The sequence below is a fragment of the Paenibacillus marchantiophytorum genome, assembly GCF_014640555.1.
Lineage (GTDB): Bacteria > Bacillota > Bacilli > Paenibacillales > NBRC-103111 > Paenibacillus_E > Paenibacillus_E marchantiophytorum.
This window is the reverse complement of the sequence record NZ_BMHE01000018.1, coordinates 40,850-57,611: the sequence shown is the minus strand read 5'-3', so window position 1 is coordinate 57,611 and position 16,762 is coordinate 40,850. Positions and strand designations below refer to the sequence as shown.

Here is a 16,762-nt window from a genome sequence, read left to right as displayed (position 1 = left end):
AGAGGGCGGCGCAGAATCTAAATATAAGCTGTCTTTGAATGGTCGAGGGAATATAGAATTTATCATGGAGGGTTTCCAGATGATTGTTCAAACGAAGCTATACATCCCCCATGCACATAACGCTTTAGTGCCTCGGCCAAGGTTGATACGCAAACTCGACGAGGGGCTGCGGGCCAAGTTGACGCTGATTACCGCTTCGGCTGGTTACGGGAAGACGACGGCGTTGAGCGAATGGGCGAGACAAAGCGACGCCCAAGTGGCTTGGGTATCGCTAGACAAGCAGGACGATGCATGGATTCCGTTTTGGAGCTGTGTTACCGCTTCGATTCAAGAGAAGGTTCCCGGTTTCGCCCAAACGGTTTGGCCGTTTCTGGAAAAAGGGCCGTCGGCGTCTTCTGTATCCTTGGAGCCTGCGATCTCGGCTATGCTGAACGCGCTGGACCAACGATTCGGCGAACTGGTGATCGTTCTAGACGACTACCATCTCATCGAGCATCCCGATATTCAGAAGTCGTTGACTTATCTGTTGGAGCACATGCCTGCTCACATTCATCTCTATATCGCGAGCCGTACCGATTTGACCATTCCTACGGCCAGGCTGCTGGCCAAAAGAGAAATGCGGCGAATTACGGTACAGGATTTGCGGTTTCATCCGGAAGAAGGGTTGATCTTCTTCCGAGATACGACAGATTTGTCGCTATCCAGGGAGCAAGTTGCGGAGCTGTTCGATCAGACGGAAGGCTGGATCAGCGGGTTGCAGCTCGCGGCACTTACGTTGAAGAGCAGCGATAACATCGCGGAATCCATAAGGCAATTCAGCGGCCATCAGCATCATATCTCCGATTACTTGCTCGAGGAAGTATTCCGTGATCTACCGGAAGACATGCGCGCTTTTTTGCTCCGGACGTCTATTCTAAGCCGCATGAATAATTCCCTATGCCAAGCCGTTACGGGACATTCGGACGGTCAGACGTATTTGGAAAAATTAGAACAGTTGAATTTGTTTACGATCCCGCTGGATGATCATAGGCAATGGTACCGTTATCACCATTTGCTGTCCGATTTTTTGCAGAGGCAGTTTGCCCGAACAGCTCCCGAGCTATGGGCGCAAGCCCATGTTCATGCGGCGCAGTGGCAGGAGTCTCACGGCTTTGGAGAGGCGGCGGCCGAGCATTACTTGGAAGGGCGCCAGTACGATGATGTCGTTCGGGTAATCGAAAAAAATCTTCAAGATTTTTTGCATAAAAAGGCTGAGAAAGTAAGTGGATGGGTTTTGCAATTGCCGGAAAGCTTCCTGTCGAAGCAGCCCATGGTCGAAATGTTTCATTTATCCCTCTTAATCGGCATTCGGCAATGGGAAGCGGCCAGTCTAAAGATAGAGCAGGCGAAAATCCGCTATGAAGCCATGCGAGGGAGCATGGACGAGGCGGAATGGAAACAGATGATGGGCAACATGTACTTTTTGTGTGCGAGCGCGAGTTATTTCCAAAAAGATTTGGATGGCATATCGAACTATTTCGAGCTGTCGGAGCGCGTTGCGCCGGAAGGCAGTCTCTTTGAATCCATGGGGGACAACAAATTTTACGGTTACGATGAATTCGATGATCACATGTCCTATATTAACAATTACCATGCGGCCGCCGCATTTATGATCAAGTGGATTCAACATTGGGGACACCGTAAAGCTCATCCGTCTGCCGCGATTTTTCATGCTTCTTACAGTTTGGTACTGTATGAATGGAACCGTTTGGAGGAAGCCGAAGCTCTTATAGATCAGGTGTTGAAACAGAGAGGCAAGAAATACAATCCGCGGAGCTTGTTGCAAATATACGTCAGCGCTTCGAGAGTTCAGCAAGCGTTGGGAAATCAGGCCCGAGCCCTAGAACTGCTAGAGGAGTTGAAATTGCGGATCGAATCGCCGGATTATGGACGGTTTTTGCGGAAGATTGAAGCGGAGCAGGCTTGTTTGGCCGTGCGGCAAGGTTCCCTGCTATATGCGTTGGAATGGTTGGAACGGTGCGGGATGGCTCCTGCGGATGAAGTATCGCTGAATGGCGTGGCAGAGCTTATGGCATTGGCGAGAGTGCTTGCCGCATGCGGGCGCACGGACGAAGCCATATCTTTATCGGAGCGTTTGCAACGGTTGTTCTGGAAAGAGGATCGTCTTCGCGATCGTCTCAAAATGGTTATCCTGCAAAGCGTGACGTTGTATCGCGCTGGCCTGACGCAGAAGGCGCTCGGTATGCTGGAAACCGCTTTGAGCTTGGCGGAGCCGGAAGGATTCATTCGCAGCTTCGCGGATGAGGGCCATGTAATGGAGGAGATGTTGTCCGTCTATTCGAGCACGCATCAAGGCCGCCAATCAGCGCATACACCCTCGCATTTATTGGATTATGTACACAAATTGCTTCAAGCCTTCAATATCTCGAATGTGGCTCTGGAAACACGAACGCAGGTCAAATTACAGTGCTTTGGCAGGTTTAAGGTGCTGGCGGGAAACGGCTATAGAAATGAAGTAAAATGGCGCACCTCCAAAACAGAAGAACTTATGGCCTACCTTGTGCACCATCGTGGAGAACAGGTGGACAGGCATCGGATTATTGAGAGCTTGTGGCCGGATGCGGATGCAGAACGGGCAGGTGCGCAGTTACACACAGCAGTTCACTATTTACGAAGGAACCTGACTACAATCGGGCTTGATGGAATCGTTTATTATGACAGAGGGTATTACAATTTGGACATGAGTCGTTTGGAATGCGATTACGATGAGTTCACTAGAAAGCTATCCGAGGGGGTTCCGGTAAGTAGCGAAAATTTACACGCCTATGAAGAAGAATTGACTCGAATCTATCAAACGGGTTACATGGAAGGCGGCGGTTATTTATGGGCCGAGCAGACCAGAAGTCGTCTGGAAAACGAATACGTCGACATGCTGTTGAAGCTGCAGGAGCATTACATGCAGGAACGGAACTTCTCTGCTGCTGAGAACTTATTAAGGAAAGCCCTCGAATGCAATCCACTGCAAGAGGTTATTCACACGAAGTTAATCCATATATGTATGCTGGCTGGCAAACGCGATACGGCATTGAGGCAATATGATGCACTAAGAAAAATGCTTCAGGCAGAATTCGGGGTAGAGCCTAATCAAGCTGTTAAACAGTTATTGAAAATAACGCAGATCATCAACAATGAAGCAAGGTCATGAAACTGGAAAACTCTTGAGTAAAAAGAGTTTGTGGTTTCAAGGCGTTGCTTTTTTTTGATATATAAGAGTTTATATGTTTTGGAGTGAGCGCGGAGTTACTCCAGCCGCCTTTTGCGAACAGAGGGAACTACAGTCCGCTATTCTAGCCAAAAGTATCCATATCGCGGGGGTGAGGGAACTCCAGTCCGCTATTTTGCTGTTTCTGGCAAATTCAGCGTTTTTCGTGGAAATAAGACCCTGTAGTTCCGCTAATACCCTAGCATCCCTGCTATTTGCCTATATAGCGTCCTCTAGTTCCCTTAACAGGTTTTGTCGCTACTAAGCGGCTGATCTCTCAGGGCGGCGAAGCCGTTTTTCTTTGTCGAACTTTGTTGAGTGAATGTTGAGTCGGTTATAAGTATCGGATTGGTATAGTAGGAGAAGAAAATGGATAGAAGGGATGACAACATGCGAAAACGATTTTTTTCTCTACTTATGGCCATGCTCCTCATAGCTGGAGCGCTTCCTCAAGTCGCAGCTGCATCTGCTGCAAATCCTTTGGACAACTGGAGCGCTCGAACTTCCGGAACGTCGGGTTTGATTTATGATGTCGCTTACGGCAATGGTGTGTATGCGGCGGTTGTGAACACAAATTTCTTATCTTCTGCTGACGCAGTAACCTGGACAGACCGAGGCAGTGCCCCGGACTATATGGCGAGTGTCATTTACGCCAACAGTCAGTTCGTGGCTGTGGGCTGGTCCGGGAAAATTGCGACCTCACCGGACGGAATCACTTGGACCACGCGCACATCGGGCACCACGTCTGTTTTCCGTGATGTCGCATACGGCAACGGTCTGTATGTTGCTGTAGGTGAGAATGGTGCTATTTACACATCGCCAGACGCAGTAACGTGGACGAGCCGCACTTCTAATATTCCATACAATTATCTTCAACGTGTAGCCTACGGTAATGGTATGTATGTGGCAGTAGGAGACGGTGGGAAAATCGTAACTTCTCCTGATGGAGTGGCTTGGACGCTGAGGACGTCTAACAGAACTGAGCAACTTTTTGCTCTAGCCTATGGCAATGGCATGTTTGTGTTGGCAGGTGCAGATGAGTTGATTATGACTTCACCCGATGGCGTGACCTGGACGGTTCGCAACTATGCACCAAGTGTCTTTCCACTCCCTAGCTATGAATACTTTCGTGCTGCGTATGGCAACGGTATGTTTGTTTTGGTAGGTCAAGGAGGGAAGATCAAGTCTTCTATCGACGGTGTGACCTGGACGAACCGCACATCAGGTATCACCAATAATCTTTGGGGTGTTGATTATGGCGGTGATAATACATTTGTAGCGGTAGGCGCACAAGGAAAAATTATTCAATCAGGCACGATACAAGCGATAACGGATGCAGCGGTGCCAAGCATAGGGACGCAGCCAGGGGATCAGACGGTAACCCAAGGCGCTGCAAGTCCGACGTTAAGCGTATCCGCGACGGTAAGCGACGGCGGCACGCTGAGCTACCAGTGGTACAGCAACACGACGAACAGCAATAGCGGCGGCACGCTGATTAGCAGCGCAACAAGCGCGACGTATGCGGCTCCGACGGCAAGCGCAGGCGTAATGTATTATTACGTCGTGGTGACGAACACGAACAACGGTGTCAACGGCATGCAGACGGCGCCGGCGGCGAGCCATGCAGCCAAGGTGACCGTGAATGCGCTGGTAGATGCAGCGGCACCAAGCCTAGGGACGCAGCCAGGGGATCAGACGGTAACCCAAGGCGCTGCAAGTCCGACGTTAAGCGTATCCGCGACGGTCAGCGACGGCGGCACGCTGAGCTACCAGTGGTACAGCAACACGACCAACAGCAATAGCGGCGGTACGCTGATTAGCAGCGCAACAAGCGCGACGTATGCGGCTCCGACGGCAAGCGCGGGCGTAATGTATTATTACGTCGTGGTGACGAACACGAACAACGGTGTCAACGGCATGCAGACGGCGCCGGCAGCGAGCCATGCAGCCAAGGTGACCGTCAATGTGTTGGTACATGCAGCGGCGCCAAGCATAGGGACACAGCCAGGGGATCAGACGATAACCCAAGGCGCTGCAAGTCCGACGTTAAGCGTATCCGCGACGGTCAGCGACGGCGGCACGCTGAGCTACCAGTGGTACAGCAACACGACGAACAGCAATAGCGGCGGTATGCTAATTAGCAGCGCAACAAGCGCGACGTATGCGGCTCCGACGGCAAACACTGGTACAACTTACTATTACGTCGTCGTAACGAACACGAACGTCAGCGTGACCGGAACGCAGACGGCCACAACCACGAGCGCCCCAGCGAAGGTAACTGTAAATACGCTGGTGAACGCCGAATCGCCGAGCATCAGCGGGCAGCCGTCGAACCAAACGGCGAACGTGGGCGACACGAGCCCGACGCTATCCGTTGCCGCGACGATGAGCGACGGCGGCACGCTGAGCTACCAGTGGTACAGCAACGCGACGAACAGCAATAGCGGCGGCACGCTAATTAGCAGCGCAACAAGCGCGACGTATGCGGCGTCGACGGCAAGCGCAGGTACGACATACTATTACGTCGTCGTGACAAATACGAACGGCAGTGTCAACGGGATGCAGATGGCCACAACCACGAGCAGCACGGCGAAAATGACCGTGAATCTGTTGGTCAGCTTTGATAGCAACGGCGGTTCGGCAGTAACCAGTCAGACATTGAGTTCGAACAGCACGGCCACCAAGCCAACGGATCCAACGAGAAGTGGATACACCTTCAGTGGATGGTACCGTAATATCGGTCTCACGAACGCCTTTGATTTCAGCACGCCGATTACGTTGAACACGGCGCTGTACGCCAAGTGGACTGTACAACCAACGGGCGAAACTGGAAGCCCATCGTCCGCGCCAGCGGAAAATACCTCGACGACAGATGGTAAATTGACGTTGTCTGCCGGAAAATCCGGCGATGTAGGCTTGGACGACGAAGTCAAAATCGAGATTCCTATCGGGGCTACTGCGAAGGATTTGAATATCACGATTCAAAGATTGACGGACACGAAAGGTCTGCTGACAAGTAAAGATATCATCGCCAGTGCGGTATTCGAAATTCTAAAAAATTTCCCAGAGAACTTCAGCAAGGATATTACCCTGACTTTTACTTTCAATTCGAACGCTTTGCAAAAAGGCCAACGGCCTGCCGTATTCTATTATGACGAGTCGAAGAAGACTTGGGTGGAAGTCGCCGGCGGCAATGTGAATGGCAATACCATTAGCGTAAGAGTCAACCATTTCACGAAGTATGCGGTATTCGCCGTAGGCGGAAACGCGTCTTCTGCGGGGGAAACGCCACAGATCGTTCATTTCACGGATATCGCCGGACACTGGGCAGAGGCGAGCATCAATCAAGCGGCCAGCACCGGTATCGTGAACGGGTTTCCGGACGGTACGTTTAAACCGGATAATACGGTGACGCGCGCGGAATTCGCGGTCATGCTGATGAATGCGCTCAAGCCGCAAGAAGACGGAGCGAATCTGACGTTCAGCGACAACGCGAAAATCGGCGCATGGGCGCAGAAGGCGCTCGCACAAGCGGTATATGCGGGCATTATGAAAGGTTTTGACGATGAAACGATCCGTCCTGACATGGCAATCACGCGCTCGGAGATGGCGGCGATGCTGGCCAGAGCGTTGGGTCAGTCGGTCGAAACGAAGACCTCAACGGGATTCTCGGACGACAAGCTCATCCCGATCTGGGCCAAAGGCGAAGTGGCGGCGATGGAAGCACAGGGCATTATCAAGGGCAAAGGCGACAATGCTTTTGCTCCCAATGACAAGCTGACAAGAGCAGAAGCAGTTGCAGTTATGCTGAGAATGCTGGCTATCAAAGACAAATAAATAAACGTTAAAAGGCTACCTTGAAGTGATGTTCAAGGCAGCCTTTTTGTGTATGGACGCAGTGGGATTTTGTGGATTTTTGTCTGTGTTAAAATAACGTAATGCCGTACTCCTCGATTTTACGATATAAAGTCGTTCTTCCGATCCTGAGTTGCCCGGCCGCCTTACTGAGGTTCCATTCCGAGGCCTTCAGCGCCTTCTTAATCGTGGTGATTTCCGCATCTTTCAAAGTGAATGGCTGATCTTCGCTGGACTTTGGTTGCACGGCTTCTTCGGGTTCTTCTAACGATAGATGCTCAGCGTCAATTGCCTGTTCTCCAGCTAGGAAGATCGCTTGCATAAGAACGCCGTTAAGCTCTCTTATATTGCCCGGCCAACTGTAAGTTAACAGCTTATGCTGTGCTTTTTCCGTTAGGAATGGACAGGGGGAAGGTTGCTTCTGGAGGAAATGAACGGCTAAGGCCAGAATATCGCTTCTCTCCCGTAATGCCGGCAGCGTAAGGTGTATACCCTTCAGCCGGTAATACAGATCGGCGCGGAATCGGCCAGCCTTCACCTCTGCGGGCAAGTCCTTATTCGTTGCCGCAACGACTCTCGCATCAATGGTCTTGCTCTTCGAGCTTCCAATCGGTGTAATCGTGCCTTCCTGGAGCACTCTTAATAAAGCAGCTTGAGCTCGAAGAGGCATGTCGCCTATTTCATCCAAGAAAATAGTGCCCTTGTGCGCGGCCTCGAATTTGCCGGCATTGCCGTCCTTGTTCGCTCCGGTGAATGCGCCGCGAGCGTATCCGAACAATTCGCTCTCGATCAGGCTGTCCGGAATGGCACTGCAATTCAGTGCGATGAACGGCTCTGCCGATCGGGGGCTTGCGGTATGAATGGATTGTGCGAATAGTTCCTTCCCCACGCCGCTTTCGCCCAGCAATAAGACAGGGAAGTCGGTCACGGCCGCCTTCTGTGCAAGCTCAATCTTCTGGATGATCGTAGGACATGTCCCGACGATATCGCTAAATGTGTACAAACGCTGCCCGTTTGTAGTCTGCTTTGCAACGGAGACGGACTGCCATAACTTCGGATGCTCATTATGAATGGTTTCTACCGAGAAGCCGTCCAGCTTCGTAAGCTCCTTGCCGATCGCGTCACTGCCAACGATGCGGATGGCCGCATTGTTGGCACGAAGGATTCGGTTATCCTGGCTGAGAGAGAGCAGCGGCAAAGGATGATTTAATGAGGTATGCTCGAGTTCTCTTAGGGTAATGAGATGCTCTTTCTTTGACTCCTCCAGCAGAATTTTGTTTTGGAGGGAAAATGCGGCCATGCACGCAAGCGTAGAGGTATACGCGTGGTAATGCTCCTGTTTGCCGCTAATATTGATGACGCCGATCAGCTCGCCGGTGGAGTTGAAGATGGGAGCGGAGGCGCAGGTCAAGAAGCGATTGGAGCTGAAATAATGCTCTTCGGCATGTACGCGTACAGGCTTTTTGTCAGCGAGGGCGACTCCAATGGCATTCGTTCCCTTTCTTCTCTCAGCCCAATTGGCTCCCACCTGCAGTTGAACCGCTAACGCACGGCGAGAGAAATCGATATCGCCGACTGTGTGAATGATGGTCCCTTCCGAATCGATAAGCAGCGCCATCTGGCCGGATTGCTTGATGCCGACGTTCATTTGCTCGAATATTTGATCCGCGTAATATATGGTTTGCTCGTTCTGTCTTAATAAAGTGTGTATGTGGCTTCCTGTTAAGATGTCATCATCAACAGGGTCATTTGGCTTTAAACCAAGTTCGTGACAGCGCTTCCAAGATAATGACGCTGCTTCGGATAGAAAGTTATTTTCTATGGGTAGCACAAGATCACCTCCACTGTAAACGGTATCCTAACCCGATCATACCATAGTCGCTTATATTAGTGGAGAAGTGGAAATAGAATGTTCCGAAATGGAACACTTTTATTGTATCAGAATGGGACAATCGAAATAGAGCGCTTCCAATATAGCCCGATATAACGGCATTCAATAAGTTGGCACGATTCTTGCTTATATATTTAATGTAATCCATTTTAAGGAGGCTGAGCTTTATGATTTATGCACAACCTGGACAAAACGGATCAAAGGTTACATTCAAAAAACGCTACGAAAACTTTATCGGTGGACAGTGGGTCGCGCCTGTTAAGGGTGAATACTTCGAGAATCCGTCTCCTGTTAATAACCGCATTTTTTGCGAGGTTCCCCGATCTACATCCGAGGATATCGAGCTTGCCTTAGATGCGGCGCATGCTGCGAAGGACGCATGGGGCCGTACGTCGGTTGCGGAGCGTGCTGTTATGCTGAACAAAATTGCTGATCGCATGGAAGCTAATTTGGAAATGCTGGCGGTGGCCGAAACCTGGGATAACGGCAAGCCGGTTCGGGAAACGCTCGCAGCTGACCTGCCGCTGGCGATCGATCACTTCCGCTATTTTGCAGGAAGTATTCGCGCCCAGGAAGGATCGCTCAGCCAGTTGGATGATCATATGGTGGCGTACCATTTCCATGAGCCGCTGGGCGTCGTCGGTCAGATTATACCGTGGAACTTCCCATTGCTGATGGCGACATGGAAGCTTGCTCCGGCTCTTGCGGCCGGAAATGCAATCGTCCTGAAGCCCGCTGAGCAGACGCCGGCATCCATTCTGGTGCTGATGGAGCTTATCCAAGATTTGCTGCCCCCGGGTGTGCTCAATATCGTCAACGGTTTCGGACTTGAAGCCGGCAAGCCGCTTGCCTCGAGTACCCGGATTTCGAAGATCGCCTTCACCGGCGAGACAACGACAGGTCGTTTAATTATGCAGTATGCTTCGCAAAACCTAATACCGGTCACCTTGGAGCTGGGTGGAAAGTCACCGAATATTTTCTTCGAAGATGTGGTTGCGCGCGATGACGCTTTCTTCAATAAAGCACTCGAAGGCTTTGCCATGTTCGCCTTGAATCAAGGAGAAGTCTGCACCAGCCCGTCTCGCGCGTTGATTCAGGAATCGATCTATGATCAATTTATGGAAAGAGCCTTAAAACGCGTCGCGGCGATCAAACAGGGCAACCCTCTCGATACGGAAACGATGATTGGGGCTCAGGCCTCTACCGAGCAGGTTGAGAAAATTATGAGCTATATCGATATTGGCGGGCAAGAAGGCGCGGAATGCTTAATTGGCGGTCAACGGGCGACGGTTGAGGGTGATCTGTCTGAAGGCTACTATATTCAGCCAACTGTTCTGAAGGGTCACAACAAAATGAGAATTTTCCAGGAGGAGATATTCGGACCTATCCTCTCCGTCACGACGTTCAAGGATCAGGAGGAGGCATTGTCGATCGCTAATGACACGCTCTATGGACTTGGATCCGGCGTATGGACGCGCGATATGAACACGGCCTACCGGATGGGGCGCGGCATTCAAGCTGGTCGCGTATGGACGAACTGCTACCATGCTTATCCTGCTCATGCTGCCTTCGGTGGCTATAAGACCTCAGGTATTGGCCGCGAGAATCACAAGATGATGCTCTCGCATTACCAGCAAACGAAAAATCTGCTCGTCAGCTACAGCCCTGACGCTCTTGGCTTCTTCTAAGGGGAGAGCCATACGATGACGACGGAAGTGAGCAAGGTTATTGCTACCGATACCGCGCTAGCGCTAATCGAAAAGGTAAAGATGAAGCATGGCCCCGTCATGTTCCATCAATCCGGGGGCTGTTGCGATGGCAGCTCTCCGATGTGTTACGCGCAAGGGGAGTTTCTGATCGGCGACAGCGACGTATGGCTAGGGGACATAGGGGATGCACCCTTCTACATGAGCAAGGCCCAATACGAATATTGGCGAAATACGCAGCTCATCATCGATGTGGTGCCTGGCAGAGGTGGGATGTTCTCGCTTGAAGGGCCCGAAGGCCAGCGTTTTCTGACTCGCTCGAGGATGTTCACGGATGAGGAGCGGCGTGTGCTGGGTCTCTAAGCTTTTTATTTGCAAGGATCAAGTTCCCTGTTTCCTTCCATGGCGAAGTGAGCAGGGTTTATTTTCTTATAGCTTCTGTTAGAAACCAGTGCATATAATAGTGTTAAGCGTTTGCAATCAAAAACCAAGGAGGAGAATGCATATGGAAATCTTATTGACCGCTGAGCAGGAACAAAAGCTGCTCCTTACGCCCCAGATGCGGCAGTCTATGGAAATCCTGCATATGTCCTCCTTGGATTTGAATGAATTTATTAAGCAGAAATCGATGGATAATCCTTTTATAGAGCTTCAACCCGTTAAGGATATCCCCGCAATGCGTCATGCAAGCAGCTCTGAGCAAGACTGGTGGTTCAATGTTGATCTTTCAAGCGAGGCAACTTTAGAATCGGTATTGCTTGAGCAGCTCACCTACATGAAGCTTGATCGCGCTGTCCTAGCTCTGTGCAAATGGATCATCGGCAATCTGGACGATAAGGGCTATCTCCTCCATTCTATAGAAGAAATCTCTGCGTTTAAGGGCGCTTCTTCAAGTCAGGTGCGTGAGGCCGTCGGCGTCGTACAAGGCTTTGAGCCGTATGGTGTGGGGGCTTCGACATTAGCGGAGTGCCTCATTCTTCAATTGCGGCAGGAGCTGGAGGGAGATCCCTTAGTTTGTAACCTAGTCCAGCATGATTTGCTTAGCATTGCAGAAGGAAGGTTCCGACAGCTAGCGGAGAAGTACGAAACAGACCTTGCGGAAATTAAAGCAGCCTTACAGAAAATAAGCTCACTCAATCCCAAGCCAGGGGCTTTATATAGCAGGGGGAAGACGCCTTATATCATAGCTGATCTTCAGCTTAAGCAGGTTGAAGGGAAGTACGAAGTGTTCCTTGAGAGCGGTTTTCTGCCAGCCATCACTCTAAGTGGTTCCTACTTTAACCTGATGGAGCAGATAGCCTCAAGGGATGTCCACCTCTATTTGAAGAGAAACTGGCAAGCGGCGAAAGGGCTGATCGACAGTATTGAGCGAAGAAAGGTGACGCTGCTGAAGGTGGCCGGCGTTATTTTCCAGCTGCAGGCGGGGTTTTGCGAGAAAGGCTCCTCTTTTATTCAGCCGATGTCCATGAAGCAGGTTGCCGAAGCGCTGCGCGTGCATGAATCAACAATTAGCCGCACGGTTAGCCATAAGTATATTCGAACGCCGTGGGGACTTTTTGAGCTTAAGCATTTCTTCTCGTCCTCTATTAAACAGGCTGACGGAACAACGGTTTCGGCGATCTACATCAAGGAGCGAATTCGGGAATGGATCTCATCAGAGAAGCCAGCTTCGCCGTTATCCGATCAACAAATCGCATCCCTTTTGACAAGCGACGGGTTACTGATCTCGCGTAGAACGGTGACCAAGTATAGAGAGCAAATGAACTTGCAGCCTTCTATGAGGAGGAGAAGACGAGAACCTTTCAATGCGTAAGCGTTCTTCCTCCCTCCAGAAGAAAAGTAAAAGACCCCTCACGAAAGGGGTCTTTGGCCTATTTGCCGGTCAAAATGGGATACGTTTTGTACTTATTACGTAGTCATGTTCGGCTGCCCACTTCACAAGACCACTCCAGAAATCTTCACAAGCTGAAATGATCTTTGAAGGTTCTGCTAACTCACCAGACATAACTATTCGTACAACATTATCAAATCCTTCTGGACGACTAGGCAGTTCTAATGCCTCTGGAAGAACCATTGAGCCAGTCGAGAAGAGTTTCTGGTGGTGTAATCCAACTAGCATAGCTCCGTATTGGGCAAACTCCATTGCCAAGTATGGCAAGTAGCTGTGTGGGCCATTTATACTGACATTTCTAAGTTTCCCAACAAATTCGTACATTTCCCCTACAAGGACTTCATTGATCGAACACCGGAAATCTTCGCTTGTTGGTGATTGGGCAGTTTCCTTCAATTTTGGGAAAAATCCTTGAGGATCATACAGGCTAAGTTGAGAAAAGAATGGCCCATGCGTCAATGGCCAACTTCCTTCAACAGTAGCGGCGGTTTTAAAGAGAACATCCGCACTACAAACCTCGACTTCTGCTTTCCAAGGCCCCGCCGACCATTCATAGCTAAAATCGACGGATTCGCTTGATTCACATAGTACGCAAAACATCTCAATATCTGAGAAAGGGCCGTCTGTACCTCTGGAAATAGAACCGTAGACTCCGATGGCAAGGACTTTTTCTCCGTACACCTCGTGTAATCTCGAAGCAATTTCGTGGCAGGCTTCAAGTCTTTCGTTTCGAGAAATATTTACAGGTCCATTCATGTGCATTAGTGTGCATCTCCCTTTGATTGATTTGGATGAATATTCACTAACACATGGATGGAGGACCTCGGGCTTAACGGGGGACTTTTTTTGGATGCATTTGATTTCCTCCCACAATGGTTTCTTATGGAAATTGTATCCAAAATTATCTGTTTTCGCAAGATGTGGAGTGGCGTCTAACGTCCTTTCCGCGGCAGCTCGTAACTATTTCGGCTGCCTACAAAACGGTTTCTTGCTGCTCCTATACCAACTAGAAAGAGTAAGACCGAAGCGCCGAGCAGAATGAAAAGTGGCAGGTTCCAACTATTTGTCGTATCATGCAGAAATCCAATAAGGGCAGGACCGATTGCGGCAAGAAGATATCCGATCGATTGCGCCATGCCAGACAGTTCCGCTGCTTGATGCGCATTTTCAGTACGTAAACCGAAAAACATCATGGACAAACTAAAGGCGCAGCCTCCGCCGATTCCGAGTATAATAATCCACAACAGAAGGATAGTGGAGCTTCCGTATAGAAGTCCGAGCGTTCCCGTCAATAGCAAAATGGTTGTGATGACCACTAACAAACGTTGGCTAGACATGCGCCCAGCAATAACGGGGACAATAAAGGTAAATGGAAGCAGAGCTAACTGCATGATCGAGAGGTACCATCCTGATTGGTTGGAGTCAATTCCTTGCTGCTTTAAAATTTCAGGCAGCCATGCGATCAACACATAGAAAACCAAGGACTGTATACCCATAAACAAGGTTACTTGCCAGGCAAGAGGGGATCGCCAAACATTCACATCGTTGCTGGCCATCTGCTGACTCGTCGTGGTTATTTGTTTCGTTTGATTTCTTAATTGGGGTAACCAACAGAGGATCGACACAAAGCTTAGAATCCCCCATATTCCCAATGCTCCCTGCCATTTTAGACCTGCGTTCACGGCCAGCGGTACACTAAGTCCCGATGCGATTGCTCCAAATAAACTCATTGAAATCGAGTAAACACCGATCATGGAGCCAATTTGATTGGGGAAATCCCTTTTGATTAAACTTGGCAATAATACATTACATACGGCAATTGCGAATCCAAGAATGGCTGTCCCCATATACAGATTAGCAGCGCCAGATAAAGAACGTATTACAATGCCAACAGTCAGAAAGATTAGGGCAATCAAAATGATACGTTCAACCCCATACCTTCGTCCTAATTTTGGTACTAGTGGCGATAATAAAGCAAAGGCAAGCAAAGGTACCGTTGTTATCAGGCCTGCTAATGTATTTGAAATACGAACGTCATCCCTGATAAGACCCACTAAAGGACCGACTGAGGTTAAGGGAGCACGTAAATTAGCTGCAATAACAATAATGCCGAGAATTATCAGCCCTATAGAGGTTGGTACGGCTTTTTTATTTTGTTTGTTCGGCATTCTTCATTTCTCCTTCCTGAATTCATGCGTAGTAATTGTTTCTTGCTGATTGAAAAAGTATAAAATAATATCCGATCGAACAATAAAAGTATATTGTAATATATTATTTTTGACAATAAGTATTTTATGATATATTAAAATTCGCGAAAAAATACAACTCTAAATTCCCGTTATGGGATTCGGAGTTGTATGTAAGAAGTGGGATTTTCGACTTATAGAAACCATACTTTAAGGATATATGGAGCACTGTTTCGCTATTCGTTGTCTCGCCACGTTCGATATTCCCCTCAACAGGTCACTACCGGAGTTAAGATCATTTTTTCGTTCTTTCCGCCAGCTGCGTAATCGACTCAATATCTTGATTGGTTAATTGATCCAGAAAATGCTTGCGTATTGCCTTTGAGACGACAGGAAGGGCCTGATCCAAAGCTGATTGTCCCACAGAAGTAATGATGACCTGAACGCCGCGATCAGCGTCTAATGGTTTCCTCCTAATAAGATCCCGTTTCTCCATCCGCGTTAAATGATGGGATAATCTGCTCTTATCCCAGTCCATCGAGTCAGCTAATTCCTGTTGCCGAAGTTTACCGCCCCCGAATTGGACTAACCGATCTAAGACTCCAAAATCCCCCTCTGATAGTCCCGTGTGTTCAGACATCTCTTTCACAACGCGACCGAAGATTCGATTAAAGGAGCCTTTCCACATATGCCATATTCGCATTTCATCATCGTTCAGTTCGTTTATATCCATAAACGTATAATATCACGGTTGACATGTCAACCGCAAGGTGATAAAGTGCTTACAGGTTGATGTGTCAACCTAAAGGCGATTCTATAAACCTAAGGTTGACACGTCAACCTTGATAACCTGAAGGTGAGGATACCTTCCAAATATGCTTAAGGAGTGTGTTATAAAGTGGAATATGTAAAACTTGGACGTAGCGGATTAGAGGTTTCAAAGTTAAGCCTTGGAACCATGAGCTTTGGTGTACCTGAACGCGGCAATACCCCATGGTCGCTGAATGAAGAGCAGAGCAGACCGATTATTAAAAAGGCACTCGAATTGGGCTTTAACTTTTTTAGTAGTGCTAATATGTATTCCGACGGAACAAGTGAAGAAATTCTCGGGCGTGCTTTAAAAGATTTTTCTCGTCGAGACGAAGTCATCATCAGTACAAAAGTATTTGTTCCAATGCGCAAAGGCCCGAATACATTAGGTCTTTCCCGCAAAGCCATCATGACCGAAATTGATAATAGTCTGAGACGGCTTGGGACAGACTACGTTGACTTGTACCAGATCCATCGTTGGGATCCTAATACGCCAATAGAGGAGACAATGGAGGCTCTTCACGATTTAGTCAAGGTAGGCAAGGTCAGATACATCGGAGCATCCTCCATGCTGGCATGGCAGTTTGCGAAAGCTCAGCATGTCGCAGAACGCAATGGCTGGACACGATTCGTTTCCATGGAAAATAGACTTAACTTGCTCTATCGGGAAGAAGAAAGAGAAATGCTCCCCCTTTGCCAAGACGAGGGAGTTGGCGTCACGCCTTATCTACCTTTGGCTGCAGGTAGGTTAACAAGGGATTGGAGTGAGCAGACCTCGCGATCCGAGAATGACCAGGTAGCAAAGGCATTGTTTATTAAAACGGAAGAGGCTGATCGCAAAGTAGCGGAACGAGTTGCGGAAGTTGCCGCTAACCGAGGAATTCCACGCGCACAGATTGCTCTTGCATGGTTGCTGCAAAAAGACGAAGTCACAGCCCCGATAATCGGGTCGACCAAAATCAGCCATCTCGAAGATTCGGTTTTGGCATTGTCGGTCAAATTAACACCTGAAGAAATCAAGAGTTTGGAAGAATTGTATGTACCACATCCATTGGTATAAATTGGACGCGAAAGCTGTTTTGCTTAGAGCCCGAGTTGGAACAATATTAAAGTAAGTCAAAGCGCAAGTGGACGATATTGAAATGGTAAAAGGCCCCTTTA

The 16,762-nt window shown here is 49.1% G+C and carries 10 protein-coding genes; 6 read left to right on the top strand and 4 right to left on the bottom strand.

Going from position 1 to position 16,762, the window contains the following annotated elements; genetic code table 11:
* The first annotated feature begins 79 nt into the window (after positions 1-79).
* Both IEY34_RS17895 and IEY34_RS17890 read left to right on the top strand, forming a co-directional pair.
* Positions 80-3,205 (top strand): AfsR/SARP family transcriptional regulator, encoded by a 3,126-nt coding sequence (locus IEY34_RS17895; RefSeq protein ID WP_189013621.1) that lies wholly within the window; start codon positions 80-82, stop codon positions 3,203-3,205.
* A gap of 447 nt (positions 3,206-3,652) precedes the next feature.
* Positions 3,653-7,099: an S-layer homology domain-containing protein gene (locus IEY34_RS17890; RefSeq protein ID WP_189013619.1), complete on the top strand. Its 3,447-nt coding sequence runs from the start codon at positions 3,653-3,655 to the stop codon at positions 7,097-7,099.
* Between the two features lie 88 nt (positions 7,100-7,187).
* On the opposite strand, the gene IEY34_RS17885 is transcribed toward IEY34_RS17890, so the two are convergent.
* Positions 7,188-8,948 (bottom strand): sigma-54-dependent Fis family transcriptional regulator, encoded by a 1,761-nt coding sequence (locus IEY34_RS17885; protein WP_229757706.1) that lies wholly within the window; start codon positions 8,946-8,948, stop codon positions 7,188-7,190.
* A 227-nt stretch (positions 8,949-9,175) separates the two neighbouring features.
* On the opposite strand from IEY34_RS17885, the gene adh reads away from it, so the two are divergent.
* From adh to rpoN, 3 genes are all read left to right on the top strand, one after another.
* Positions 9,176-10,696, top strand: a complete 1,521-nt coding sequence (adh, locus tag IEY34_RS17880; protein WP_189013617.1) for an aldehyde dehydrogenase — start codon at positions 9,176-9,178, stop codon at positions 10,694-10,696.
* Positions 10,697-10,711: 15 nt separating this feature from the next.
* Positions 10,712-11,077: a DUF779 domain-containing protein gene (locus IEY34_RS17875; RefSeq protein ID WP_189013615.1), complete on the top strand. Its 366-nt coding sequence runs from the start codon at positions 10,712-10,714 to the stop codon at positions 11,075-11,077.
* 142 nt (positions 11,078-11,219) lie between these two features.
* Entirely contained in the window at positions 11,220-12,527 is a 1,308-nt protein-coding gene (rpoN, locus tag IEY34_RS17870; RefSeq protein ID WP_189013613.1) for an RNA polymerase factor sigma-54, read from the top strand.
* 69 nt (positions 12,528-12,596) lie between these two features.
* Here rpoN and IEY34_RS17865 read toward each other — a convergent pair whose 3' ends face one another.
* The 3 genes from IEY34_RS17865 to IEY34_RS17855 form a co-directional block, all read right to left on the bottom strand.
* Entirely contained in the window at positions 12,597-13,367 is a 771-nt protein-coding gene (locus tag IEY34_RS17865; RefSeq protein WP_189013611.1) for an ANT(4')-I family aminoglycoside nucleotidyltransferase, read from the bottom strand.
* 170 nt (positions 13,368-13,537) lie between these two features.
* Complete coding sequence (locus IEY34_RS17860) at positions 13,538-14,773, bottom strand: CynX/NimT family MFS transporter (protein ID WP_189013609.1); 1,236 nt, start codon at positions 14,771-14,773, stop codon at positions 13,538-13,540.
* A 313-nt stretch (positions 14,774-15,086) separates the two neighbouring features.
* The gene (locus IEY34_RS17855) at positions 15,087-15,524 is read right to left on the bottom strand and encodes a MarR family winged helix-turn-helix transcriptional regulator (protein ID WP_189013607.1); all 438 of its coding nucleotides are present in this window, start codon (positions 15,522-15,524) and stop codon (positions 15,087-15,089) included.
* 165 nt (positions 15,525-15,689) lie between these two features.
* Here IEY34_RS17855 and IEY34_RS17850 point away from each other — a divergent pair, with 165 nt between their 5' ends.
* The gene (locus IEY34_RS17850; protein WP_189013605.1) at positions 15,690-16,661 is read left to right on the top strand and encodes an aldo/keto reductase; all 972 of its coding nucleotides are present in this window, start codon (positions 15,690-15,692) and stop codon (positions 16,659-16,661) included.
* Positions 16,662-16,762 lie beyond the last annotated feature (101 nt).